This window comes from Stappia sediminis (genome assembly GCF_009826895.1).
In the GTDB taxonomy this organism is placed as follows: Bacteria; Pseudomonadota; Alphaproteobacteria; order Rhizobiales; family Stappiaceae; genus Hongsoonwoonella; species Hongsoonwoonella sediminis.
On record NZ_WUMV01000006.1, the window covers coordinates 302,220 to 326,280 of the forward strand.

Annotated in this window: 17 protein-coding genes, 1 tRNA gene, 2 pseudogenes and 1 riboswitch; of the genes and pseudogenes, 10 read left to right on the forward strand and 10 right to left on the reverse strand. The window is 60.0% G+C overall.

The features are described from left to right. Nucleotides 1-153: 153 nt before the first annotated feature. The 3 genes and pseudogenes from GR183_RS22355 to GR183_RS13655 form a co-directional block, all read left to right on the forward strand. Nucleotides 154-346, forward strand: a pseudogene (locus tag GR183_RS22355) (helix-turn-helix transcriptional regulator); the annotation flags it as partial. Nucleotides 347-423: 77 nt separating this feature from the next. Next, nucleotides 424-801 (forward strand): annotated as a pseudogene (locus GR183_RS22360) (S24 family peptidase); the annotation flags it as partial. A gap of 21 nt (nt 802-822) precedes the next feature. Then, nucleotides 823-1,629: a thermonuclease family protein gene (locus GR183_RS13655; RefSeq protein ID WP_160776192.1), complete on the forward strand. Its 807-nt coding sequence runs from the start codon at nt 823-825 to the stop codon at nt 1,627-1,629. Here GR183_RS13655 and GR183_RS13660 read toward each other — a convergent pair. Next, complete coding sequence (locus tag GR183_RS13660; protein WP_160776193.1) at nt 1,609-2,337, reverse strand: SGNH/GDSL hydrolase family protein; 729 nt, start codon at nt 2,335-2,337, stop codon at nt 1,609-1,611. The two genes, GR183_RS13655 and GR183_RS13660, sit on opposite strands and share 21 nt — an antisense overlap. Before the next feature lie 21 nt (nt 2,338-2,358). After that, complete coding sequence (locus GR183_RS13665) at nt 2,359-4,017, reverse strand: lysine--tRNA ligase (protein ID WP_160776194.1); 1,659 nt, start codon at nt 4,015-4,017, stop codon at nt 2,359-2,361. A 268-nt stretch (nt 4,018-4,285) separates the two neighbouring features. Here GR183_RS13665 and GR183_RS13670 point away from each other — a divergent pair, with 268 nt between their 5' ends. Beyond that, nucleotides 4,286-4,699: a tellurite resistance TerB family protein gene (locus GR183_RS13670; RefSeq protein ID WP_160776195.1), complete on the forward strand. Its 414-nt coding sequence runs from the start codon at nt 4,286-4,288 to the stop codon at nt 4,697-4,699. A gap of 17 nt (nt 4,700-4,716) precedes the next feature. Here GR183_RS13670 and GR183_RS13675 read toward each other — a convergent pair whose 3' ends face one another. After that, nucleotides 4,717-6,909 (reverse strand): EAL domain-containing protein, encoded by a 2,193-nt coding sequence (locus GR183_RS13675; RefSeq protein ID WP_160776196.1) that lies wholly within the window; start codon nt 6,907-6,909, stop codon nt 4,717-4,719. Nucleotides 6,910-7,074: 165 nt separating this feature from the next. Then, complete coding sequence (apaG, locus tag GR183_RS13680) at nt 7,075-7,467, reverse strand: Co2+/Mg2+ efflux facilitator ApaG/CorD (RefSeq protein ID WP_160776197.1); 393 nt, start codon at nt 7,465-7,467, stop codon at nt 7,075-7,077. Nucleotides 7,468-7,865: 398 nt separating this feature from the next. Between apaG and GR183_RS13685 the strand changes: the two genes are divergently transcribed. Then, entirely contained in the window at nt 7,866-8,474 is a 609-nt protein-coding gene (locus GR183_RS13685) for a CDP-alcohol phosphatidyltransferase family protein (RefSeq protein ID WP_160776198.1), read from the forward strand. 14 nt (nt 8,475-8,488) lie between these two features. Here the strand turns inward: GR183_RS13685 and GR183_RS13690 are convergent, their stop codons facing one another. After that, nucleotides 8,489-9,703, reverse strand: a complete 1,215-nt coding sequence (locus GR183_RS13690; protein WP_376765775.1) for an O-succinylhomoserine sulfhydrylase — start codon at nt 9,701-9,703, stop codon at nt 8,489-8,491. Nucleotides 9,704-9,736: 33 nt separating this feature from the next. Beyond that, nucleotides 9,737-9,816: riboswitch (SAM riboswitch) on the reverse strand. Between the two features lie 98 nt (nt 9,817-9,914). Then, nucleotides 9,915-12,140 (reverse strand): CHASE2 domain-containing protein, encoded by a 2,226-nt coding sequence (locus GR183_RS13695; protein WP_160776200.1) that lies wholly within the window; start codon nt 12,138-12,140, stop codon nt 9,915-9,917. A 362-nt stretch (nt 12,141-12,502) separates the two neighbouring features. Here GR183_RS13695 and GR183_RS13700 point away from each other — a divergent pair, with 362 nt between their 5' ends. Beyond that, nucleotides 12,503-13,600, forward strand: coding sequence for a 2'-deoxycytidine 5'-triphosphate deaminase (locus GR183_RS13700; protein WP_160776201.1), 1,098 nt, complete (start codon nt 12,503-12,505; stop codon nt 13,598-13,600). A gap of 109 nt (nt 13,601-13,709) precedes the next feature. Beyond that, the gene (locus GR183_RS13705) at nt 13,710-14,264 is read left to right on the forward strand and encodes a YigZ family protein (protein ID WP_160776202.1); all 555 of its coding nucleotides are present in this window, start codon (nt 13,710-13,712) and stop codon (nt 14,262-14,264) included. Between the two features lie 115 nt (nt 14,265-14,379). Here GR183_RS13705 and GR183_RS13710 read toward each other — a convergent pair whose 3' ends face one another. After that, a complete protein-coding gene (locus GR183_RS13710) occupies nt 14,380-15,171 on the reverse strand; it encodes an ion transporter (protein WP_160776203.1) in 792 nt (263 codons plus the stop codon). A gap of 154 nt (nt 15,172-15,325) precedes the next feature. Here GR183_RS13710 and GR183_RS13715 point away from each other — a divergent pair. Further along, nucleotides 15,326-15,399 (forward strand) — tRNA-Gly (locus GR183_RS13715). Here the strand turns inward: GR183_RS13715 and GR183_RS13720 are convergent. Beyond that, nucleotides 15,388-17,412 (reverse strand): glycosyltransferase, encoded by a 2,025-nt coding sequence (locus GR183_RS13720; RefSeq protein ID WP_160776204.1) that lies wholly within the window; start codon nt 17,410-17,412, stop codon nt 15,388-15,390. The two genes, GR183_RS13715 and GR183_RS13720, sit on opposite strands and share 12 nt — an antisense overlap. A 176-nt stretch (nt 17,413-17,588) precedes the next feature. On the opposite strand from GR183_RS13720, the gene GR183_RS13725 reads away from it, so the two are divergent. Next, complete coding sequence (locus tag GR183_RS13725; RefSeq protein WP_208999856.1) at nt 17,589-18,368, forward strand: transporter substrate-binding domain-containing protein; 780 nt, start codon at nt 17,589-17,591, stop codon at nt 18,366-18,368. Between the two features lie 22 nt (nt 18,369-18,390). Beyond that, nucleotides 18,391-19,044 (forward strand): alpha/beta family hydrolase, encoded by a 654-nt coding sequence (locus GR183_RS13730; protein WP_160776206.1) that lies wholly within the window; start codon nt 18,391-18,393, stop codon nt 19,042-19,044. Here GR183_RS13730 and GR183_RS13735 read toward each other — a convergent pair whose 3' ends face one another. Together GR183_RS13735 and GR183_RS13740 are read right to left on the reverse strand one after the other, a co-directional pair. Beyond that, the gene (locus GR183_RS13735; RefSeq protein WP_160776207.1) at nt 19,045-22,443 is read right to left on the reverse strand and encodes an efflux RND transporter permease subunit; all 3,399 of its coding nucleotides are present in this window, start codon (nt 22,441-22,443) and stop codon (nt 19,045-19,047) included. Further along, complete coding sequence (locus GR183_RS13740; protein ID WP_160776208.1) at nt 22,443-23,876, reverse strand: efflux RND transporter periplasmic adaptor subunit; 1,434 nt, start codon at nt 23,874-23,876, stop codon at nt 22,443-22,445. The genes GR183_RS13735 and GR183_RS13740 overlap by 1 nt, the downstream gene beginning before the upstream one ends. Nucleotides 23,877-24,061: the final 185 nt, after the last annotated feature.

Below are 24,061 nucleotides of genomic sequence, written 5' to 3' on the forward strand. Positions count from 1 at the left end.
TTTTAGACTTCGCGAATGAGAACGACAAGACTGGCGAACAGGGGTGGACAGGAATATATACCGATAGGTAAACTAATGTCGGGATAAATTCCTTGCGCCATGCAGGCCGCAACCTCGACATACTGCAGGCCATATCGCCGGAGGAGCGAAGAAATGCTTTCCCATGATCGCGTCTGGGCCGCGATCGACACGCTCGCCCGCCGTCACGGCCTGTCGCCATCAGGCCTTGCCCGGCGTGCAGGTCTCGACCCTACGACCTTCAACCCGTCGAAACGGGTGGCAGGAGACGGACGGCCACGCTGGCCCTCGACGGAATCGCTCGCCAAAATCCTTGAGGCGACGCGTTCCGACCTGACCGAGCTGTTCGACATGGTCACCGACCGCGACCGTCCGGATCTTGCGGGCAAAGCCCCCAGGCGGACGGTCCCCCTGCTTGGCATCGCCCAGGCGGGCGCGGGCGGCTTCTTCGACGACGGCGGCTTTCCCGCAGGCACCGGGTGGGACGAGATTACCTTTCCGGACGACGGGCGGGAAAGCGTTTATGCGCTGGAGGTGACCGGCGATTCCATGCATCCGCTTTATCGCGACGGTGACATGCTGATCGTCTCTCCCGGCTCCGCCGTCAGGCGCGGCGACCGTGTTGTGGTCAAGACGCTGGAAGGCGAGGTCATGGCCAAGGTACTGCACCGGCAGACCGCGCGAAACGTGGAGCTGCATTCGCTCAACCCCGAGCACGAAGCGCGCACGATCGAACTTAAGGACATTGAGTGGATCGCGCGCATCATCTGGGCAAGCCAATAGCCGAAGCGGCAGGAGGCGACGATGAACATCAAGGGCTGGTTGATGGTGTTGATCGTAGCGATGGCCGGTGCGGCGGTGCTGTCCGTCATGCCCGAGCCGCAGGGCGACTTTCGCGAAAGACTGGCGGCAGCCCAACCCCAGCCGCTTATCGATACGCCACCAGTCTACCCTGACAGCATCCGCAACGTCACCCCCGATGACGTGCTGCCGCATCCGCGGGTCACCGGGCCGCTGAAGCGCGTTGCCGGCGTGCGCCCTCCCCCACCCGAAGAAGTGAAGCGGGACGATACGCTCGATTTCCAGCGTCCGCTGGTGCTCGACGCGCGCAGCATGCGCGTCAAGAAAACGACTATCAGGCTGGCGCATCTGGCAGGCCCGACCCTTGCCGAGAAATGCCCCTCGCGCCTCGGCGGTGACTGGCCGTGCGGGATGCGCGCGCGCACGGCCTTGCGCGGCCTCATCCGCAACTACGCCATACACTGCGACGAACAGCTCAGGCTCGGCGAAAACGAGATCCTCGCTAGCTGCACGAAGGGGCCGACCGATCTTTCCCGCTGGATGTTGGAGCAGGGTTGGGCGCGCCCTACGCAAGTTGCCCCGAAAGACCTGAAGAACCTTTCGCTGGCGGCCCAGGACGACAGAAGGGGACTATGGCAGCTCGACGGTTCTTTTTCCTGGTCAGGCCCCACCCTGAGCACACAAGTGCAGGAGCCCGACATTCCACTGGACGATATTGAAATCCTGCCTGCTGAAAATCTCGACGCCAGCACGGCTACCCCCTCCGGCGCGGACGCCACCGGCGACATCCTATGGTCGGAGAGGCCTTGAAGCGTCCTGATCGATGAACTGCGTGAGATGGCGCGCCCACGCCTCGAACCCCGTTTCAGAGGGGTGCACGCCGTCAGAACAGAAGGCATCCGCCGACAGGCCTTTCATCGCAGGGACGTCGATCGCTCCGCGTTCCAGGCAAAGCCTGCTACCCACGCGGTTGAACAAATCGGCCCGCAACTTGAGGATTGCGCCCAGAGTGGACGAGATCAGCGGCATCTCGTTCGGGTCCAGGACCTGCGACCAGTAGAGCCGGCTGTCGGGAAAGCGGGCCTTGAGCGCATACAAAAGCCCGCCGAAGCCCTTCTTGAAACGCCTGCCCGAGTGGAAGTTCTTCACGTCATTGAAACCAACGCAAAAAAGGATGTGCGTGTAGGGCGCCGGCTCCAGATTATGCACCACGTGATCGCGCAATTGATCCGAAGTCGCGGAATTGAAGCCAGCGCCGCGCCACGCTACCGGGCGGCCCGTTTTCTCGTTCAACGCGCGGGCAAGCGCGGGAGCCAGACCATCTGCCTGCCGCGCGATCCCGACCGCGGCTGCCGAGGAATCGCCGAGCACAAGGAGGTGGAGCGGCTCGCCCTCCCCTTCGACGTTGCCGCTCGTCGGCCCTTCACCCGGAGGAAGGCGAAGTGAGCGCACCCGCGTCCGGATACCTTCCAACGCGTACACGGGAAAGGCGGCCCAGGAAACGAAAGAAGCGATCACTCCGCGCCCTCCAATGCATCTTTATGGCGCAAGTTCGCCGGCAAGCGCCTTGCGGATCAGCTCGCGCGTCTCATCGATCCCGTAAAGCGCCACGAAGGACCCGAAACGCGGCCCCCTCTCCTGCCCGAGCAGGATTTGGTACAACGCGCCGAACCACGCCACCGATACGCCGGGGCCGCCGTCCGGGCTCTTCTTCTTGTGGTCCTGGTAGCGTTCGATCGCACGCGCAACGTCGAGAACGGCGTTCTGTATCGTTTCGCCATCCGCATCGGCCGGCAAGCTCGCCAGTTTCCGGTCAAGCTCCTCAAGAGCCGCGCGCTCTACATCATCCGGCGCGCGGAATGTCTTCGTCGGCTTCACGAAATCGTCGAAATAGCGGATCGCATAGCCGACGAGTTCGTCGAGCTTCGGGTGGCTTTGCGCCGTCACCCCCGGTGCATAGCGTGAAATGAAGGCCCAGAGGACGGACTTGTTTTCCGCATTCGATGCCGAGACGAGATTCAACAGCATGGCAAAGGAGACTGGCATATCCACCTTCGGCGGGTTGCCGGAGTGGATGTGCCAGACCGGATTGGACAGCTTCTGCTCAGGCGCCATCGCCTCGACCTTCGAAAGGAAGGTGAAATATTCGTCCACCGCCTTCGGGATGACATCGAAGTAAAGCTTCTTCGCCGCCTTTGGCTTGTTGTACATGTAAAGCGACAGGCTTTCCGGCGAGGCATAGGTCAGCCATTCGTCGATCGTCAGGCCATTGCCCTTGGACTTGGAGATCTTGCGGCCCTGATCGTCGAGGAAAAGCTCATAGACGTAATGCTCCGGCGGGGTGCCGCCAAGCACCGAGCAGATACGGTCGTAGATCGGCATGTTCGGCCCGTGGTCCTTGCCGAACATCTCGAAGTCCACGTCGAGCGCGGCCCAGCGCGCGCCGAAATCCGGCTTCCACTGCAGTTTCACCTGACCGCCGGTGATACCCTGCGTGATCTCTTCGCCGTCCTCGTCGATGAAAGTGATCGTGCCCGCCCTGGCATCGACATGCTTCATCGGAACGTAGAGAACGCGGCCGGTCTTGGCCGAAATCGGCAGGAACGGCGAATAGGTGGAACGGCGTTCCTCGCCCAGCGTCGGCAGCATGATATCCATGATGGCGTCATAGCGCTCGGCAACGCGCCGCAGGATTTCGTCGAACTTGCCGGACTTGTAATACTCGGTCGCGCTTGCGAACTCGTAATCGAATCCGAACGTGTCGAGAAAGCGCCGCAGCATGGCGTTGTTGTAGTCGGCAAAGCTCGCATAATCCCCGCCGAAGGGGTTCGGCACCGAGGTCAGCGGCTTGTGCAGATGCGGCTCCAGCAACGACTTGTCCGGCACGTTGTCCGGTATCTTGCGCATACCGTCCATGTCGTCTGAAAAGCAAAGCAGCCTGGTCGGAACCTGATCTCCGGTCAGAAGACGGAAAGCGGTGCGCACCATCGTCGTGCGCGCAACCTCTCCGAAGGTGCCGATGTGCGGCAGGCCGGACGGGCCGTATCCCGTCTCGAACAGAACCGGCCGGTCATGCGAACGCTTTTCCACCCGCTTGACCAGCTTGCGCGCTTCTTCGAACGGCCAGGCTTTGGAAGCCTGCGCCGCCTCTACGAAGGAGGGCGACAGGTCAAGTTCAGGCAGGGATTGAACGCTCATGTGCGGATGGTTCCGTTGAAGGGGTTGCGTCGATTTTCGCGGAAAACGGGACGCGACATGAGGATTGCCACGTTCCGGTCGCGCGGAAACTAGAAAAGCCGGGGCGTCCCGTCAATCTCGACCGCACGCCATTGCGGATATCGTCCTTCGCAGTGTTCTCGAACCGAAACCGAACGACCTGAAATTCGAAGGTTGCGTAGGAACGTCCGCCAACTTACTTGTCGTAAGCCAATTAGGCTCCGTGGACAAGAAAGGCGCAGATATCCCGATGACTTCGACCGTTTCCCTGCATGACGCGCTAATTTACGTGATGGTGATCACCTCGGCCGCCGACAGCGCGATGACCGACCGGGAACTTTCCTCCATGGGCCAGGTCGTGCGTACGCTGCCCGTTTTCAACGGCTTCGACGAGAACCGGATTATAGCGGTCGCCCAGGAATGCGGCGAGCGCCTGCAGGCCAAAAACGGCATGAACGACGTGCTCGACCTGATCGTGGCAAGCGTGCCCGAACGCATGCGCGATACGGCTTACGCGGTTGCGGTGGAGATCGCCGCAGCCGATCTGGACGTCCAGCAGGAGGAATTGCGCCTGCTCCAGATACTGCGCGACAGGCTCGGCCTCGACAAGCTCACCGTCGCCGCGATCGAGCGTAGCGCCCAGGCCAGATTCCGGACCACTTAGCATCAATCGGCTTCGAATCAGGCGTTGCCGATCTCGACACAGAACTCCGTTCCGGCGGTCCATTCTACAGGCCTTCCGACAAAATAGCCTTGCGCGAATGTCACACCCAGTTCGCGCAGGATTTTCATCGTTTCCCGATTTTCAACGAATTCCGCCGTGACTTCGATGCCCAGCTTGTTGGCCACCGCCACAATGCCAGCCACAATCGTACGCTGGACCTCGTCGCTTGCGACGTCGCCGATGATCGAGCCGTCGATCTTCAGGCAATCGATCTCGAATTGGCGAAGATAGGCGAACGAGGAAAGCCCCGCGCCGAAATCATCCAGGATGACCCCGCAGCCGCGATCGCGAAGCGCGCGGATGAGCGCTTGAGCGGTCGCCATGCTGCGCACCGTAGCCGTTTCCGTAATTTCGAAGGACAGCCGCGTGGCGAGGTCGGGATATTCACCGAGCCTATGAAGCAGAAGATCCTTGAACGCCGGATCGCCAACCGACTGCCCCGACAGGTTGACCGAAAGACGCAAATCTTCGGGTGCCGAACGAAGCCGCTGCAGGACGTTGCAAATGACCCAGCGATCGATTTTCGGCATCAGGCCATGACGCTCCGCCGCCACGATCAACGGAGCAGGCGGCAGCATCTGCCCGTTCTGGCCGACCACCCTCAGAAGCACTTCGTTGTAGAGGCGCCCACTGTCATCGATGGCTTCGATCGGCATGGTGAACAGGCGAAAGGCATTTTCCTCAAGCGCCTGGCGAATAACCTTGAGATTGCCGATATGCGCCTGCCGGGCGGCCATTTCCCGGTTGCCCGGCTCGAAAACGAGCGTACGCCCGCCGCCGGTTTCCTTGGCAAGCAGGCAGGCCTGGTCCGCCCATTTCATGAGGTCGCCCGCGGTAACGGGATTTACGCCGGCATCCTTGCCGTTGAGAAACGCAACGCCGATGCTCGCGTCGACCGTGAAGACGCTTCCGCCCCACTCGAAGCGCATCGTCTGAATGTTGGAGACGATCTGACGCCCGATTTCCATTGCCCGGCATTCGCCGCGGCAGGACAACAGGAGCGCGAATTCATCTCCGCCAAGCCGTGCCACCATGGCATCATGGCTCGACTCGAAGGCCTTCAACATTTCGCCGATCTGACATAGCAGCGCATCACCCGCACCGTGGCCGGCAAGGTCGTTCACCACCTTGAAATTGTCGAGGTCTATGGTCAGGAGTGCGGCACACTCGCCCTTCTCCGAAGCGTTGGAAATAAGCTCTTCAAGACGTTCCTGAAGTGCATATCGGTTGTAGACACCCGTCAGCGCGTCCTCGCGCGCCCTGCGGCGTATCTCCTTGGCCATCAGTGCGGTTTCGGTAATGTCGCGAATGACCACCACCGCTCCGGTGATCTCGTCCCTGCCTTCCCTGAAGGGGTACATGCGCACATTTGCGATCTCCGGCGCTTCGCCGGGTTTCGTCAGGTCCAGCTCGAACTCGAGCGACTCGCCGGCAAAGCAGCTGTCATAATTTTTTCGGCCATGCTCCTCGAACAACGCCCAGCCGATCATGTCGCCCAGGTGGCAACCGATGATATCTTCCGGTCTGCGGCGGTGATAGGCGGCGTTTGCGTCGTTACAGAATCGGTAGCGATAATCCGTGCCGATCACGCCGACCCGGTCCGTCGTCTGGCGCAGAACCTCACGGTACATCGACAGGCGCTGCTTGAGTTCCTGCTGCTCGCTCGCCTTGATCGCGGAAACGATCGCACCGACTATCTCACCTTGACGGTCGCGCACCGGAACATGGGATATGTCCAGGATAAAACGCGCGCCTGTGCGATCCGTTTCCCACTCCAGCAAGCGCGTGGTTTCGCCCGAAAGCGCCTGATCGATTGAAGGTTTGCGCCTCTCGAAAATCTTCTGACCGATCGCGCAGGAAAGCGGCCGCCCGATGACGACGTCTGCTACCAGACTGAAATCATTCAGGAATTTCGCATTCGCTTCCCAGACTATATAGTTACGGTCGCAAAGCAGCGTCGACGCAGGCGAATTGTCGATGATCGCATCGCGCCTGGCATCGGCATCAAGCGGCGGAACGAGTGCTTCGGCGCCTGACACGGAACCGGTAGCGTCAGGCCCCGCCGGGAAGACCTGCAGATCCGCCATCGCATCCATCAGTTGGCGCGAAGTGGGTACTCCGCGCTTTTGCCTGTCCCTGGCACGAGCCATCGTAACTATTGACGCCTTCGGTATTTATCGTTGAAGGCGATTGAACATTAAACAAGTGAATACTTGGTTTCCCGATGCGCAAGCCTGGTAAAAATTATCAGGTCGAGGCGATGTCATCGCGCTTCGGCACATCGGCGATTACTACCTTGGATAGAATGCACCTGTTCAATTGATGACGCGCCGCGGGTCCGGCTTGTCGAGGGAAAAGGTAGGAACGGTGACAAGGAAAAACTCACCTGAGTCCGACTGCATCTGATAAGAGCCCGACATAATGCCGGATGCCGTGGTGAGCGGACACCCGGAGGTATATTCGTAACGCTCGCCCGGGCGTATGATCGGCTGCTCCCCCACTACCCCGGCGCCGCGAACCTCGTTGACCTGGCCATTCGCGTCCGTAATCTTCCAGTATCGTTTCCGGAGCTGAACGGTTTCCTCGCCCAGATTCACGATCTCGACGGAGTAGGCCCAGAAGTAATGCTTGTCATCCGGATCGGACTCTTCCGCGATATAATATGGCTCAACAGTCACCTGAATATTGCGTGTAACAGATTTATACATCGATCGTTTCTGCCCAAGCCTGGCTACTAATCCAATTCGAAATTTCGTTATTTTTATCGCACGATCTTGATGCTGTTAATGCAAACTTTCGGGGAAGTGTGAATTGTGATCGCAAAAGCCGAGTTACATTTTCGCCATGACCAAGTCTACCCTAAAGTTTATGCTGCAACAGAGGCGCCATTTACCAGGAACCTCTCTGTGACTTAAAGAATATCAGAGCGGGAATTTTATGCACTATGCAATCTTTAAGAGTAATGCTCAATCTTGTAAAAATGACCTATGTTCAAGGTTTCGAATCCGAAACAAGCTATACTCGGCGTACATCCCGCCAAGCCGATGTGTTGCGCCGAAACGCCGAATAAGCGAAGAGCATTGAGCCAGAGAATGAAAGGCTCCGGATGTTCGACGCCAGGCTTCGCCACATCATTGATCCACCATTGAACGCGGTGGGGCTACGCCTTGCCCGATCGGGTATCGGCGCAAACTCAGTGACGATTGCGGGCTTCGTTTTCGGGATTGCGGCGGCACTTGCGATCGCTTGGGGGTATTGGCTTTCCGCGCTCGCACTGATAGCGCTCAACAGGCTTGCCGACGGCCTGGATGGCGCGGTTGCGCGGGCAACCGGAAAGACCGACCTCGGCGGTTACCTGGATATCGTGCTCGATTTCTTTTTCTACGGCGCAGTACCCTTCGCCTTCGCCGCCCAGGACCCGGCCGCCAACGCCTATTCGGCGGCGGCCCTTTTGCTAGCCTTCTACATGAACGGCGCAACATTCCTGGGATTTGCGGTAATGGCCGAAAAGCGCGGCATGAGCACGGACATCCATGGCGCGAAATCGCTCTACTATCTGGGCGGTCTGGCCGAAGGTGCGGAGACAATCGCGATTTTTACCGCCATGTGCCTGTTTCCGGCATGGTTTTCGATAATCGCATGGGGCTTTGCCGGGATATGCGCGATCTCCGCCTTATCCCGGCTTGTACTCGTCTCGCAGATGCTGCGCGGCTGAGGGGCAACTGCCCTTCAGCCGACGCGATCGAGTGCCCGCGTCAGATCCTGCAGGAGGTCTCCGGCATCCTCCAGGCCGACGGACAAACGCAGCAGTCCATCGGATATATCGAGTTCCGCGCGCGCCTCCTCGCCGATTGACTGGTGCGTGGTCGTCGCGGGATGGGTGATCAGGCTCTTGGCGTCGCCGAGGTTGTTGGAAAGCTTCACGAGCCTCAGGGCATTCAGCATGGAAAACGCCCCTTCCTTGCCCCCCTTCACTTCAAGAGCGATCATGGTTGAACCGGCCTTCATCTGACGCCTCACCACATCGGCCTGCGGGTGGTCCTCGCGACCGGGGTAGATCATGCGCGTGACGGCGGAATGGCCGGCGAGTTCGTCCGCCAGATATTTCGCCGTGGCCGTCTGGCGCTCCACGCGCAGCGGCAACGTCTCAAGCCCCTTCAGCATGACCCACGCATTGAACGGGCTCATGTGCGGGCCCGTATGCTTCACGAAAGGCATGACCTCATCGACGATCCATTCCTCATCGGACAGGATAACACCGCCGAGACACCTGCCCTGCCCGTCGATATGCTTGGTGGCGGAATAGACGACGACATCGGCGCCGAACTTCATGGGCGATTGCAAAAGCGGCGTTGCGAAAACATTGTCGACGATAAGCCTCGCGCCGACCGAATGGGCGATATCGGCAACCGCCTGAATGTCGATCACCTCAAGGGTCGGGTTGGTCGGGCTTTCAAGGAAAAGCGCCGCGGTATTGGGCCGAACCGCCCGCTTCCACTGTTCGATGTCGGTCCCGTCGACCAGGGTCGATTCCACACCGAAGCGCGGCAAGAGCGTTTCCACGATAAACCGGCAGGACCCGAAAAGTGCCTTCGCCGCGACGACGTGGTCGCCCGCCTTGCAACACGCCATGAGTGCCAGATTGACGGCTGCCATGCCGCTTGCCGTTCCACGCGCGGCCTCCGCCCCCTCAAGCGCCGCGATGCGCTGTTCGAACATGGCGACAGTCGGGTTCGCATAGCGCGAATAGACGAAGCCGGGTTGCTCGCCGTTGAAACGGGCTTCCGCGAGTTCGGCCGTTTCATAGACGAAGCCTTGCGTCAGGAACATCGCCTCCGAAGTTTCTCCAAACATCGAGCGCGCCGTCCCGCCGTGAACCAGCGTCGTGGCCGGTTTCCAGTTTCCGCCTTCGGTCGGGTCGATATCCTGCGTCATCAGCTTCATCTCCAGAATGCAAAAACCCCGGCCGAGAGCCGGGGTTTTGAGCACCCGGCCTTTTTAGCGACTTGTTTAACGTGGCTGCAAGCCGGCCGGCTCAAATCACCACGGGTCAAAAGGCGTCATACGCCAAGCCCGCCTGCCCGTCAACGCTCCGAGCGAGGCATTCGCGCCTCAGCGCCGCCCCGCAAGTATCCTTCACTCGATTTTGAACCCGTCAGCCGGAAACACGATTGGCGCTTTCAACAATTGTCGCAGGCTCGACCGGTTGTGCGAAATCCTGCAGCCTGTCCGGAATACGATCATAGAAGGGACCAAGATCGACCGGCATTTTTCGGGCGGCTTGCCTGCAGCAACGCAGTTCCTCTGTCCAATTGCCGCGAGCTGAGCGCAACGCATCGAAAAATGCCGAATGCGCTTCTGACAATTGGAGGAATTCCGAAGACCGCGCCAGTTCCTCGTCGCCCACCAGAATGTGGATCTCAACAAGATCGTGCCGGCCCTTGACGGCGATCCGGCCGGCCTGAAGCAGCGCCATGCCCTTAGCGCCTGCAGCGGTGGATGCGGAAAGGACGATATCGAAGCCGACTAATTTGGAAGCGGTCTCGACACGCGATGCGATGTTCACCGTATCGCCCACCACCGAATAGTCGAACCGCGACTGAGAGCCCATGTTGCCGACACATGCCAGGCCTGTCGCCATTCCAATGCCGATGCGAACAGTGGGGAGCCCCTTGCGCCAGCGCTGCGGCTGGCCTTGCCCGTCATCCTTGTTGAAGCGGTCCAGCGCCCGACGCATTTTCAGCGCTGCGCGGCAGGCATGAAGCTCATGCTCGGGATCTGTGACCGGGGCATTCCAGAACGCCATGACGGAATCGCCCAGATATTTGTCGATCGTGCCGCGCTCGGAGGTGATTTCCACGCTCAAGGCACCAAGAAGGGTGTTCAGGAACTGAATGATATCGTCCGGCGCGAGCGCTTCTCCAAGAGTGGTGAAATCTCGAATGTCCGCGAACAAAACCGTTGCTTCGCGGGTTTCTCCGCCAAGCGCCAACGTCTCCGGCTGCCTTTCGATCTGGTCCAGGATGGCCGGTGCCACATATTGCGAAAATGCGCGCCTGATCTGCCGTTTCTGGCGATCGGCCACAAGGAAGCGGAAGGATGTCGCCGCAAGAAAAATCACAAAACCGCCCGCCATCGGAAATGTGGGATCGAAAAGAACGCCGTAATCGGCGAAAGCAACCCACGAGCCCGTGGCAATGGCGCCCGCCGCAAGCCCCCCCGAAACAAATGCGACAACGGGCCCCGTTGCCATTGTCATGACAAGGACGAAGAGTGCGACGAGAACAAACCCGAGAAGCTCGATCCCATCTACCCAGTCTGCGCGTATAAGATAATCGCTCGCGATAACCTGTTCCAGCAGCTGCGCATGCACGGAAACGCCTGGCACATTTTCGCCGATAGGCGTGGCGCGGATGTCGTAAAGCCCGATCGCCGATGTCCCCACCAGGACGATGTTGCCCGCGATCTTGTCGATGACCGCCTGATCCACCTCATCGGCAAGGATATTCGCGGCTGAAACATATCTTTGCGGGCTATCGCTGCCGAAACGCACGCGGACCGTGCCGTCGGGAGCAGTGGGAATCTCGAATTCCCCGACCCGCAAGGACTGAATGATAGTACCTTTATTCTCCACTGCATTGACCAGAAGCGTGGAAACGCCGCTCGCCACGCGCAACGCCTCCACCGCAAGGCTCGGAAAAAGGTTGGTGCCATCAGTCCAGAGAAGCGGCACCATGCGCACGACAGAAACGGACTCCGTCGGCGACAGGCTGATGCTGCCGACGCCTGACGCCGCCTGATCCAAAATCGCAAGATTGGTGGCTACGGATGGCAGCTTGGGAACGGCAGGGGCCGGATCGACGCCGGTATATGCGAAGCCGGTCTTGACTGCCGGCTTGCCGCCTTCTGCCGCGTCCAGTCGTGCGAAGCCAAGAACCGAGGGAGTTATCGCCAGCATTTCCGAAAAGGCGCGATCGTTGTCATCGATCTCTTGCATAAGGCGCTGGATTTCGCGCGGCGGCATCAGCCTCGTGAAGGCGGGATCGCGCAGCATCGTCACGGGCGACAGGCGATCGGGTTCCGCAAACAGCATATCGAAGGCGATCGCAGCAGCCCCCATCTGTCCAAGTCGCTCAGTCAATTCGGCAAGCCGAGAGCGTGGCCATGGCCATTGGCCGTAAATGCGAAGCGAGGCTTCGTCTATATCCACTACGCGCACTGGCGCGTTACCAAGTGGGCGCGGTGAGAGGCGCTGAAACTGGTCGAACGCCGTTTCGCGGATCGTCCGCACGAAGAAGGGGTCGGCCGCACGCACGACCGAAAGCACCGCGATGCAACCGATCCCAAAAATAAGTGCCAGAAGTGTGGATCTGCGCAGCATCCGCCCGGCTCAACGCCGTTCAGTTGCCGGACGCGGTTTCGCCGCCGCCCGACCATGCAAAAAGCAGCGCAATGCCTAATATGGCGCCAATTTTCCCGAAGATACTACCGGGCAGATACACGCCCTTACCCTTCCCTGCGAAGATGGGGCCATATTTTTTCTTATTTTCATCATTATTTTTTTAATTTTTACATGATGCAAGGCAAATTCAAAGCGATATTTCCTTAACGACAGGATCTTTTATGTCAGCGATTTTGATATGGCCCGATTTGGCCGGATAGCAGAGAGCTTTCCCTTCCGCCCGGCATGCGTTAATAACGGAGCCAGAACCTGAAGACGCACGATGAGCGGGCAAATAGAGAATGATTGCCGCCAAGAACGGAATATTACCGGTACAGAACCTGAGAGAGCTTTTCGCGGAAGGCGCGATCACGGCCGCTCGGGAGCCGGATTCAGACCAGATTCAGCCTGCCAGCCTCGATCTCAGGCTTGGCCAGGTCGCCTATAGGGTGCGCGCCTCCTTCCTGCCGGGGCGCACCTCGGTGGAGGAAAAGCTCAACGATCTGAAGCTGCACGAATTCGATCTGTCGCACGGTGCCGTCCTTGAAACCGGTTGTGTCTACATCGTGCCGCTGCAGGAAAGCCTGGCGTTGCCGAACGATATCTCCGCGACGACCAATCCGAAAAGCTCGACCGGAAGGCTCGATGTCTTTACACGCGTCATAACGGATGAAGGCCGCGCGTTCGATACCGTTCCTGCCGGCTACAACGGAAGGCTTTACGCCGAAATCAGCCCGAGAACCTTTCCGGTGCTGGTGCGCGAAGGCTCGCGTCTGTCGCAGATCCGCTTCCGCCGTGGCGACCCGCTGGTGAGCGATGCGGAGCTTGCGACGGTCCATGACGAGCACACGCTCGTCAACGGTGGCGATGAGCTGATCGGCGGCGGCGTTCAATTGACCATCGACCTGAAAGGAGAGGCCACGGGGAGCCTGATCGGCTACAGGGCGAAACGACACACGAGCGTCATCAACGTCGACGCGAAGGCCGCCCAACACCCGCTCGACTTCTGGGAGCCGATCGTAAACCGCGACAAACCCTGGCTCGTGCTCGACCCGAATGAGTTCTACATCCTGGTTTCGCGAGAAGCGGTCCATGTACCGCCGATGTTTGCCGCCGAGATGGTGCCTTTCGATCCGCTCGTCGGCGAATTCCGCGTGCATTACGCAGGTTTTTTCGACCCCGGTTTCGGTCATACGGGTGTCGGAGGCAGGGGATCTCGTGCGGTTCTGGAAGTGCGCTCCCACGAGGTGCCGTTCATCGTCGAGCATGGCCAGACCGTCGGCCGCCTGGTCTACGAACGCATGACCGAGCGCCCCGAGACACTTTACGGCGAAGGGATCGGCTCGAACTACCAGGGCCAGGCGCTGAAGCTTTCCAAGCACTTCAAGACCAACGTCTGACCTCCATTGAGCGCATGTTTGGGTTAAGCCACATGGCGCGCTTGCCGGTATTTCGTTTTCCGAACGTCATTATCTCACTACCGGTCTCCAGCTTCGGGAGATATGCAATATGACGCTGCTGACGCCCGTGAGCGAAAGCATCGGCGAGTTGGAAGACCGGCGCTCGCGCTTCATCGCTCATCTCGTTTCGATGGATAAATTCGAGGCGCGCCTTGCCGAATTGCGCGAGGAACACCGCAAGGCGAACCACTTCGTCACCGCCTTTCGCCGGTTCGACGAGTTCGGGCGCATCGCCGAAGGTGCGAAGGACGACGGAGAACCGGCAGGCACATCCGGCATGCCTTGCCTCAAGGTTCTGACGGGCGCGAGCCTTATCGATGCCGGCGTCATCGTCGTGAGATATTTCGGAGGCACCAAACTTGGCGGTGGCGGCTTGGCGAGAGCCTATTCGGGCGCCGCCTCCCGAGCGATCGAAGCCGCCGACCTGAGGCCTTTCGTCAGGCAGGCGACCAAGACCGTGAACGCGGCCTTCGACGAGATGGGCGAGCTTGAAAAGCGCCTTGCCGCGGCAGGGGTTGTCATCGAAGGCCGCGAATTCAGCGAATCCGGAGTCCTGTTAACAATCTCCGGTGCAAAAGACGTGGTGGAAAAGCTGGGCCTTTAGAGCGCTTTCCACGAAAGCGGGAGCGCTTTCGTGATAAGAATTCGCTCCAGGATCAATACCTTGAGCATACCCTTGTCGTAAAATCCGATATGGATTTCGCGGGATATGCTCTAGGTCACGCCTGCCGTTCCTTGCGCAGTTCCTGTATTTCACGGCGAAGCGCCCTCACCTCTTCCAGCACCGCACCCGTTTCGTCATGGATCGCCTGACGGTCGGCCTCCGCCAGTTCATCATGCTCCTTTTGCATGGCGGACACGATGACACCGATGAAAAGGTTCAAGACGGTAAAGGCGGTGGAAAGAATGAAGGGCACGAAGAAGGCCCACGCCATGGGGTGTTTTTCCATGACCGGGCGCACGATACCCATTGACCAGCTTTCAAGCGTCATGACCTGGAAAAGCGTATAGATGGAGCGCCCGAGCGTCCCGAACCATTCGGGAAAACTCGCGCCATAAAGCTTCGTTGCCATGACACCGAAGACGTAGAAGACAAGCGTCAAAAGCAGGATGATGGATCCCATTCCCGGCAGGGCGGCGACAAGCCCGCCGATCACCCGCCGCAGGGAAGGCACCACCGAAATAAGGCGCAGAACACGCAAAATTCTCAGCGCCCGCAACACGGTAAGCGGGCCGGACGCCGGCAGAAGGGCAAGCCCGACGATGACGAAGTCGAATATGTTCCATGCGCCGCGAAAGAATGACAGCCGAAAGGCATAGATCCGCAACGAGATCTCGACGACGAAAATGGCAAGCGCCACCCTGTCGACGGCTACGAGAAAACCGCCAGCGTAATGCATGGCCGTCTCGCTGGTCTCAAGCCCAAGCGTTATGGCGTTGATGACGATCACCGTGACGATCGTCATCTCCCATTTTCTCGATTGAATGAGTTCCTGAAGCCTGCCGCGCATGATCCGCCTCTCCTTTCGCCTAAGCGAGACGCGTGAAAGGTGGCATCGGCGGACGCAATTTCAAGCAAAGACCGCGTTCATCCACCTCGGCATAGCGCAGCCGGCCGATCTCGCTTGACAGATGCCGCGAACCCTCGCGATATAGGAGTGCCTTGCGGGTGTAGCTCAATGGTAGAGCAGAAGCTTCCCAAGCTTACGACGAGGGTTCGATTCCCTTCACCCGCTCCAAAGTCTTCCAACAAGTCTTTCCAGTATCGAGAGCCTCGACTTTCGCCCGGGGCGAGCGGGCGTGTCGCAATTTTGCGGCGCCTTACGCATCTCGGCGTTCCGAATCAAAGGACGGTTCGCAAGGCCATGCGGCGTTTTGGTCCAGTGGTGAGGACGGCGTATAAATTCGTAAACAGCGTGATAGAAGGCAAGACTCTGCAAGAGCCAATAGACGGGGATGCCCAAAACGTCGCGAGGCCCAAGCCGGATAGCCCGCCGTTTCGCGCCCGAGGCCATTGCGAACAGCGATCCGGCGTAACTCATGAAAAGGCTTCCCGCGGCAAGAGCCACGACGCAATCTCCCGCCAGGCTTCCCTGAAGCGGATAGGAAGCAAGGCCGGACAGGTGCAGAGCCACGATCAGTACGAATACAGGATGAAACGCCAGTGTCATGACGATCGAGGCAAAGTAGACCAGGATTACGGTCAGGCCCGGCCGGTCCAGTTCGCCTGCAAGCCGAGGCGGGTCGCGAAAGGAAACCAAAAGGGTCTGCAGCCAACCCTTGAGCCAGCGCGTCCTTTGCCCGTGCCAGATGCGCCACGTCAACGGGGCTTCTTCGAACGTGGTGCTATCCAGAACCTCCAGGCTATAACCGTAGCGGCAAAGGCGGATGCCGAGGTCGGCATCCTCCGTCATGTTGAACGGATCCCACCCGCCGGCCCGTTCCAGCGCTTCGCGGCGAAAATGGTTCGACGTGCCTCCAAGCGGAATTGGCCAGTTGCGCGCGGCCAGCCACGGCAAGAAACGGTCGAAGAGTGCGGCGTATTCAAGCGCGAACTGACGGACCAGAAAGCGGTTGTCCACGTGATCGACCGCGAGTTGAGCTTGAAGGGCTGCGACATTTTCGGGAAGTTCGGCGAAGGCACTGGCAGCCATTCGCAACTGCTCGGGTTCTGGACGGTCTTCGCCATCGAATATGGTCACCAGTTCCCCCCTCGCTTGCGCGAGGCCGTGCATTAGTGCGCGGGGCTTGGAACGCGGGCTTCCCTCAGGCACGATGATGACGCGCATTCCAATGCCGAGTTCTTTCTGAATTGCGAGGTGTGTCCTTTGGTCGTCCTCTTCAAGAAGAAATAGAATTTCCCTGCGCGTGAGCGGGTAGTCGAGCCGTGAAAGAGCGTGGACGAGAGAACTCGCCACGGCCTCCTCGCGGTGCAGCGGCACCAGAACCGAGTAAAAAGGCAGCTTTTCATCCGGCAGGGGCGAGGCCGGCCTTATCGGCTGTTTGACCGAAAACGCGGATGCGGTCCTCGCCACCGCAAGTGCGATACTGCTTCCGGTCGTCACGACCGAGGTGAAGAGCGCCATAATCTCAGGGGGCATTGTCATCCCAGCGGTGGTAAATGCCGCCGCGACGCCGTAGAACCACCCTTGTTCGGGAGAAAGCCTTGTGCTGGCTGAAGATTCCGGATACCGGACCATGAGCCGAAATGTCGGATCGCATTCCTTGGCTGCGTATTCGATTCCCTCCGGGCTTGCAAAACAGATTTGACGGCGAAGCGGTTCGTGCCTTTTGAAGAATTCCAGAAGAGCCGGCAGGTTCTCCGGCGAAGGAACGACCACAAGTTTTTCCGTATCGTCAACTCTGGTGCCGAGCCCTAGAAGACCGGACGATCTCTCGCCCGCTCCATGGTCCGCACCGCTTATTTCATGCACCCCGAATGTGCGGGCCGGAAGGAATGTCACGCCGCAAAGCTCTGCCGCCACACTGCACCAGGTTTCCTGCGAAATATAGCCGCCGTCGAGCAGTATACGGCCCGGCGCGAGCTTCGAGCGTGCGGAAGCTGCATGCGCGAGCGATGCAAGCACGTCATTGAACCCGCGCCTGACAAGGCAGGCAAGATCGGGATGAATGCGCCGCTCTTGCCATCTATAGCCTGCGCCAACATCTCCCCTTGCGCCATCTTCGATTCCGCCGCCCGAATTTCGTGATAGTGTGCGCTCGCAACTGAGAAGGTCCGGATCAAATCGCAATGCTTTTCGAACTCCCGGCGAGACGGCCGAACGACCGAGGCGCTCGCACGAAATTCTCGTGTCATCCTTGGCGTTCAGGAATTAAACGCATTTCTTCTGCAGTATCAGTAGTTCTTGCATTGTCACTCTATGCGTGTATATGCACGCTTTCAATACTAATGATAGCAGGTCAAGGCGTGGCCCAAACGGCGCGGGACTATCCCGTTCCGCCGAACTTCTGGGATCCAAGGGCAACAACCGAAGAAACGGGCGTACCACCCGAGACCATCCAGTTTCTGGCGACCGACGATTATCCGCCGTTTTCCTTCCGCGATTCGACCGGTCGCCTGACCGGATTCAATATCGACCTCGCACGCGCGATCTGCGAGGAGTTGAACGCAGCCTGTTCCATGCGCATCAAATCGTTCGATGCGCTGATCCCCGCGCTGATGCGTGAAGAGGGAGACGCGATTATCGCGGGCCTGGCGCCAACCGAGGCCAACCTGAAGACCATGCGCTTTTCGGACACTTACGTCGGGCTTCCGGCGCGTTTCGTCGCATTGCGCGATGAGGAGGTGCAAGCCATCCCCGAAGAACTCGACGGAGAGAAGATTGCCGTGGTCGCGGGCACGATGCACGAAAGATTTCTGCATCGCTTCTTCACTCTCTCCGACATTGCCGCTTACGAGACGCGCGATGAGGCGCGGGCCGCTCTCATGGAAGGCAAGGCGAAGGTCTATTTCGGCGACGGCCTGTCGCTCTCGTTCTGGCTGAACGGGGCGGCATCCCAGAATTGCTGCAAATTCGCCGGTGGTCCCTGGCTGGAACCGGGCTATTTCGACCGTGGGCTTTCGATAGCGTTTCGCGCCGACGATGCATTGCGCCAACGCGCCATTGACGATGCGCTGCGAAGGTTACAGGCCAAGGGAACCTATTCGGAGCTTTACCTGCGCTATTTCCCGATAAGCTTTTACTGAACACACGAACGGAAAAATCTTGATGACCGACTTTCTCTGGACGCGGCCGACAAGCGCGGCACCCGTCTCGACCCTGCTGCTTGCCCATGGCGCGGGCGCGGCAATGGACAGCAACTTCATGGACCGCTTTTGCAATGCGGCAGCCGCACAGGGCCTGGAAGTTGCCCGGTTCGAGTTCGCTTATATGGCGGCACGGCGTAACGGAGGAAAAAAAGCCCCTCCCCCGCGCGCGGACAAGCTTGTAGCGGAGTATCAACGCGCGGTTCAGGACCTGATGGCCATCACCGAGGGCCCGGTTCTGATCGGCGGGAAATCCATGGGCGGGAGGGTTGCCGCTATGCTTTGCGGAAGCGCATCATGCCCGAAACGAGTAAGCGGCCTCGTGTGCCTGGGTTATCCTTTCCACCCAACGGGAAAGCCCGATCAATGGCGCCTGACCCCTTTACTGGAAAGCCGCAGGCCCGCACTCATCCTGCAAGGCGAACGCGATCCGTTCGGCAGCAGGGAGGAAATCGAGGCGATTACCCTGCCCGACAAGATCGGCGTCGAGTGGCTTGAAGACGGCAACCACGATTTCGGGCCGCGCGGCAGGTCCCCCGCCACATGGGAAGGCAACATCGAACTTGCAGCCCGAAAGACCGTCGAATTCGCCCGTCAGGTTATCGACTGCAAATAGCTATTCGGCGGGCGTGATATCCCGCGCGCCCGTCCCGTCGTGCATGCGAGATGGTTTCAGTGTGAACAGGTTGGCAATGTCGGCGCCGATCCCCATCAGCACAGGCACGAGGATGAGGACGAGCACCGTCGCCGATGCGAGGCCGAAGACGATCGTGATCGCCATCGGCATCAGGAACTGCGCCTGCAGGCTCTTTTCGAACAAAAGCGGCATCAGCCCGCCGATGGTTGTCAACGAAGTCAGAAGGACTGCCCTAAGCCGGTCCTGCGAAGCGCCGATGGCCGCCCCGGCAATGTCTTCGCCCTCGGCCAGCCTTTCGTCCGTGCGCGCGACAAGAATGATGGAATCATTGACCAGGATGCCGGCAAGGCCGAGAAGCCCGATCATGCTCAGGATCGTAAGATCGAAGCCCATGAGGTAGTGCCCTACGACTGCGCCTACCACGCCGAAAGGAATGATCGCCATGACTGCGAGCGGACGCGAATAGCTGGCGAAGATCGCCGCCAGTATCAGGTAGATGGCTACAAGGGCCGCGATCGTGCCGAGCTGCAGGTCCGCGAAGGCATCCTCGCGTTCCTCCTCTCGGCCCGAAAACCTGTAGCCGATGCCGTATTTGTCCGCGATCGCCTGGATCTTGCCCGATGAAAGATCGCGCACGATCTCGATATTGGACGTTACCTCGCGGTCCACATCCGCGGTGACGCTCACCGTCGTTTTGCCGTCGCGGCGCTGGATCACGGAAAAGCCCTGCCGGTCCGAAAGCCTGACCACCTCGCTCAAAGGTACGAATTCGCCACTCGGCGCCTTGAGCGAAAGATCGCGCAGCATGCTGGCGCCACTTCCCTCCTGCTTCTGCTGAACGCGGATCGTGATCTCTTCCTCCCCTTGAGCGAAACGGCGGGGGATAGCGCCTTCGAAGGCATTGCGGATCTGGCGCGCCGCACTTTCGACCGTGAAGCCCAGTGCCCGCCCGCGTTCCGTAAGCTCCATGACGAGTTCGGGTTTGCCATGGGCGAGATCGTCCGACACGCCGGAAACGCCGGGATACTCGGTCAAAAGTTCCTGAACCTCCAATGCCGCCGCCTTCAAAACCTCCGGGGCTGCATCCAGCAGGCGGATATCAAGGTCGCGGCCGGGCGGGCCGCCGCGCCGCTCGTAGACAGAAACGCGGCTGACGCCGGCAATGGGCGGGATCTTGTTTCGCCAGGTCTTGACGATTTCCGGCGTGCGCACCGTCCTGTTTTCGGAGGCCGTCAACTGGACGTCAATGCCGGCGACGTTGTCGCCGCGGTTGAAGCCCGCCTGCCCGAGCGTTGCAAAGGATGCGACCACAAGCGGCTCATCCCGCCCGTCCGTCAAAGTGCGCTCGGCATCGCGCAGTGCACCTTCGATAGCCTTGAGGGAGGAGATGGAGGCCTGTTCGTCGATCCCGGGGTTGAAATAGATGGTAGCTCGTATGTTTTCCGCCTCCGGCGAGGGGAAGAACACGAAGCCGACGCGCCCGCCGCGAACAAGTCCGGCGCAGATGATCAGCGAGCCGACGACCAGTGCGACCGTCACATAGCGCCAGTTGAAGGCAAGCGTGACGATGCCTTTGAACGGACGATCCCGGAACCAGCCGAACGCAGCATCGAAATTGCGCCGAAAGAAGCCCGGATGATCGACGATGTCACGCCCGGCGGCCGAACGGCGGCGCAAGGACAAGGTGGCCTCGAGCACCAGCGCAACGAGGAAGAACAGGCCGATGACACCTGCATCGAAGACGATTTCGCCCATTGCGTCACGCCAGGCCCGGGCGGGCACGGCCAACCAGTCGAGATAAGGAGGGACCGCAATATCCGGCCGGCCGGCAAGCGCAACGATGAAAAGGCCCGGGACTCCGGCGATAAGGATCACCCGCCACCAGTTCCAGGACGCCCGTCCGGCAAGCGAATTCGCCAGATGGCCTGGCAGGACGAAGAAACATTCGACAAGGCTCGCGATCACCACGGCGACCACGACAAGCGGCAGCACGCCCATGATCTGGCCGATGGCATCGCCGATGAGCAGGATCGGCAGGAAGGCCGCTACCGTCGTGAGGCTTGCCGCCGTCACGGGCATGATCATCCGGCCGGCACCATTTTCGGCTGCGATCACCGGGGTATCGCCCATCGCGCTTCGCGTCGCCGTATGTTCGCCGACGACGATGGCATCATCCACGATGATGCCGAGCGTCATGATCAGCGCGAAGAGGGAGATCATGTTGATGGTCTCGCCCATGACCCAGAGAATACCGATGGTTGCCAAGACGGCGACCGGAATGCCGGCCGCGACCCAGAACGCGATACGCGCGTTCAGGAAGGCGAAAAGGATCAGCACGACGAGGATGAGCCCGCCCAGGCCGTTCTCGACGAGTAACATGATCCTGTCGTTGAGAAGGTCCGCGCGGACCTCGTATTTCACCAGCTCCAGGCTTTGCGGCAGTTGCGGCGCGATTTCACGCAGATAATCGTCGAGTATCTGGTTGGTCTTCAGCGTATCCGCGCTTGCCGAGCGCTGAACGGTCAGTTCGACCGCGCGCAGGCCGTCGGAAAACCCTTGTGCCTCGGCCTCGTCGAACTGTTTTTCGACGGTGCCAATGTCGCCGATGCGGATCTTTTCGCCTGTCGGGAAGGTCTTGATGTCGATCTTGGCGATCGCCTGAGGCGAGGTGGTATCGGCAACCGCCCTGATCTGCCGCTCGACACCGCCCTTGATGTCGCCGGACGGCAGATCGCGCGTGTTCTGGGCAATCTTGTCGGAAACATCTCCTATCGTCAGGTTGAGACGCCGCAACTCGCGTTCCGGCAAGAGCGCAACGTACTCCGTGTCGCGAAAGCCCGCGAACTCCACCTTGTCGATACCCCGGTCTATCAGCCCGTCGCGTATCTGGCGGGCGAAGGCCTTCAGCGCATCTTCGGAAAACGGCCCCCGCAGGGCAACACGCGCCACGCTGTCGAACCAGTTTGAGACGGATACGACCGGAACTTCGGAATCTTCCGGCAATGTCGTGACGCCCGCGATTGCCTGATCCACATCCGAGAGCGCCTTTTGCATGTCCGCGCCGTCGACGAATTCAAGGCGGACAGAAGCCGCTCCCTCACGCGCGTAGGAGATGATCTCCTTGATATTGTCGATGAAGCGCAATTCCGGCTCGATCGCCTGGAGGATATTGTTTTCGACGTCTTCGGCACTCGCGCCCGGCCAGCTCACCGACACGTTGATGCGGTCGGTTTCGATCTGCGGGAAGAACTCGGTGTTGAGCTTGGCGATCGCGAACGCGCCGAACAGGATCATCATCGCCATTACGAGATTGGCGGCATTGGGGTGGCGGATGAAACGGCCGATAAGGCCAACGTTACGCAGGCCGCGAGTCGCCATCAGTTGGCCCCTTCCGCCTGCTTGGGCGCACCCGCCGCGGCTGTTTCTCCACCGCCTTCGCGCTCCTGACGCCTGCGTGTGGCATCATTCTGGTCTACGACCTTCAACCCGTCGCCAGCCTCGGCAATACGTGTGGCGACGACAACGTCGCCATCTTGCAGGTCTCCCTTCACGATGAGATGTGTTTCATCGAAGGCAAGCACCTCCACATCGCGGCGCACCGTCCTGCCGTCAACGACCGCGAAGACATGGTCGGCGCCATATAACGCTGCTTCGGGTATACGCGCGGTGTCGTGATATGTCTGATCCGCGAGCCGCGCCTCCACGAAGGCGCCGGGTCTCAGTGGCGTCTTGCCCTTCTCCGTCATGACTTTCGCGTAAACATCCACGCCGCCGCGCGCGAGTGCGACATCGGCGCCCACACGGTCGATGACCGCCCGATAGACAACAGGCTCACGGCCGATATACCAGACCACCTCGACCTGGCGTCCGATCACCGTACCGGCATCGGCGACGATACGGCCGAACTGATTGTCCGACAGGGTAAGCCTGACCTCCAGATCATCCCGGTCATAGAGTGTGGCGACGACGTCATTTACGCCAACGAGCCGGCCGATGCCCGCGGATTCCGAGCGCACGATCCCGTCGAAAGGCGCCTTCAGCACCGTATCGGCAAGGTTGCGTTCTGCCTCCTGCACGCGCCATTCAAGCCGTTCGATGGCGGCTGCCTGCTGCTCCACCTTCGCCTCGGCGACCGCTACCGCATTGCGCCGCTGTTCCACGGCTTGCCTGCGCTGCGAGAGCAGTAGCTCGCGCTCTTCGACGGTACGCTGCGTCAAGGAGCCGCTTTCAAGGAGTTGCTGTGCCCGGCCGAAATCCTTGCGTGCGAACTCGAACTGCTCCTGCGCCCGATCCAGATTGTCCCGTTCTGTCGCTACGAGGCCGCGGTTTTCAACCTGACGCGCACGCGCTTCAGCAAGATTTGCCTTCGCTTCGATGAGTGCGCCCTCATAGTCGAAGCGGTCGATGCGAATGAGTTCCTCGCCTCTGGCGACAGAACCGCCAGCCTTGAGGTTTTGCGAAATGGATACGATCTCGCCAGCGACGAGCGCCCGCAGGTCGACCGTTCGCGCAGCCACGATTTCTCCGTAGAGGTTCAATATCGGGGCGTGGTTGGCTATCCGGACGCGAGCCATCTCGACGACATATTCCGTCTCGCGGCGCTCGCGTTGGGGCACGTCCGGTTTCGTCAGAATGAAATAACGCATGCCCTGATAGGCGCCATAGAGGATCACGGCGACCAGCAGCGTCTGGAGAAGCGCCTTGAAGACGAGAAGAGGCCGGCCGGCGCGCCGGGGCGCTTCAGCTTCATGCCGCTCTATGGAAACCGCCCGGCCCTCCTCAGGCCGTTCGTCCTGCAACTGCTTCAACATTCGCGTCTCTGTCCGTTCGGGCTCGCTGACCTATAGTTATAGGGCAAGTATCGAAACGCGGATCTACAATGCACGTCACGACAGCGCGGGCTGACAAAATCTCCGGTTTGAGATTAGAAGACGTAAGCTGCGCTGCGGTGCAACAACAATCCTGTAACAAAATGTCTTCAAAGAAAAACCGCCGC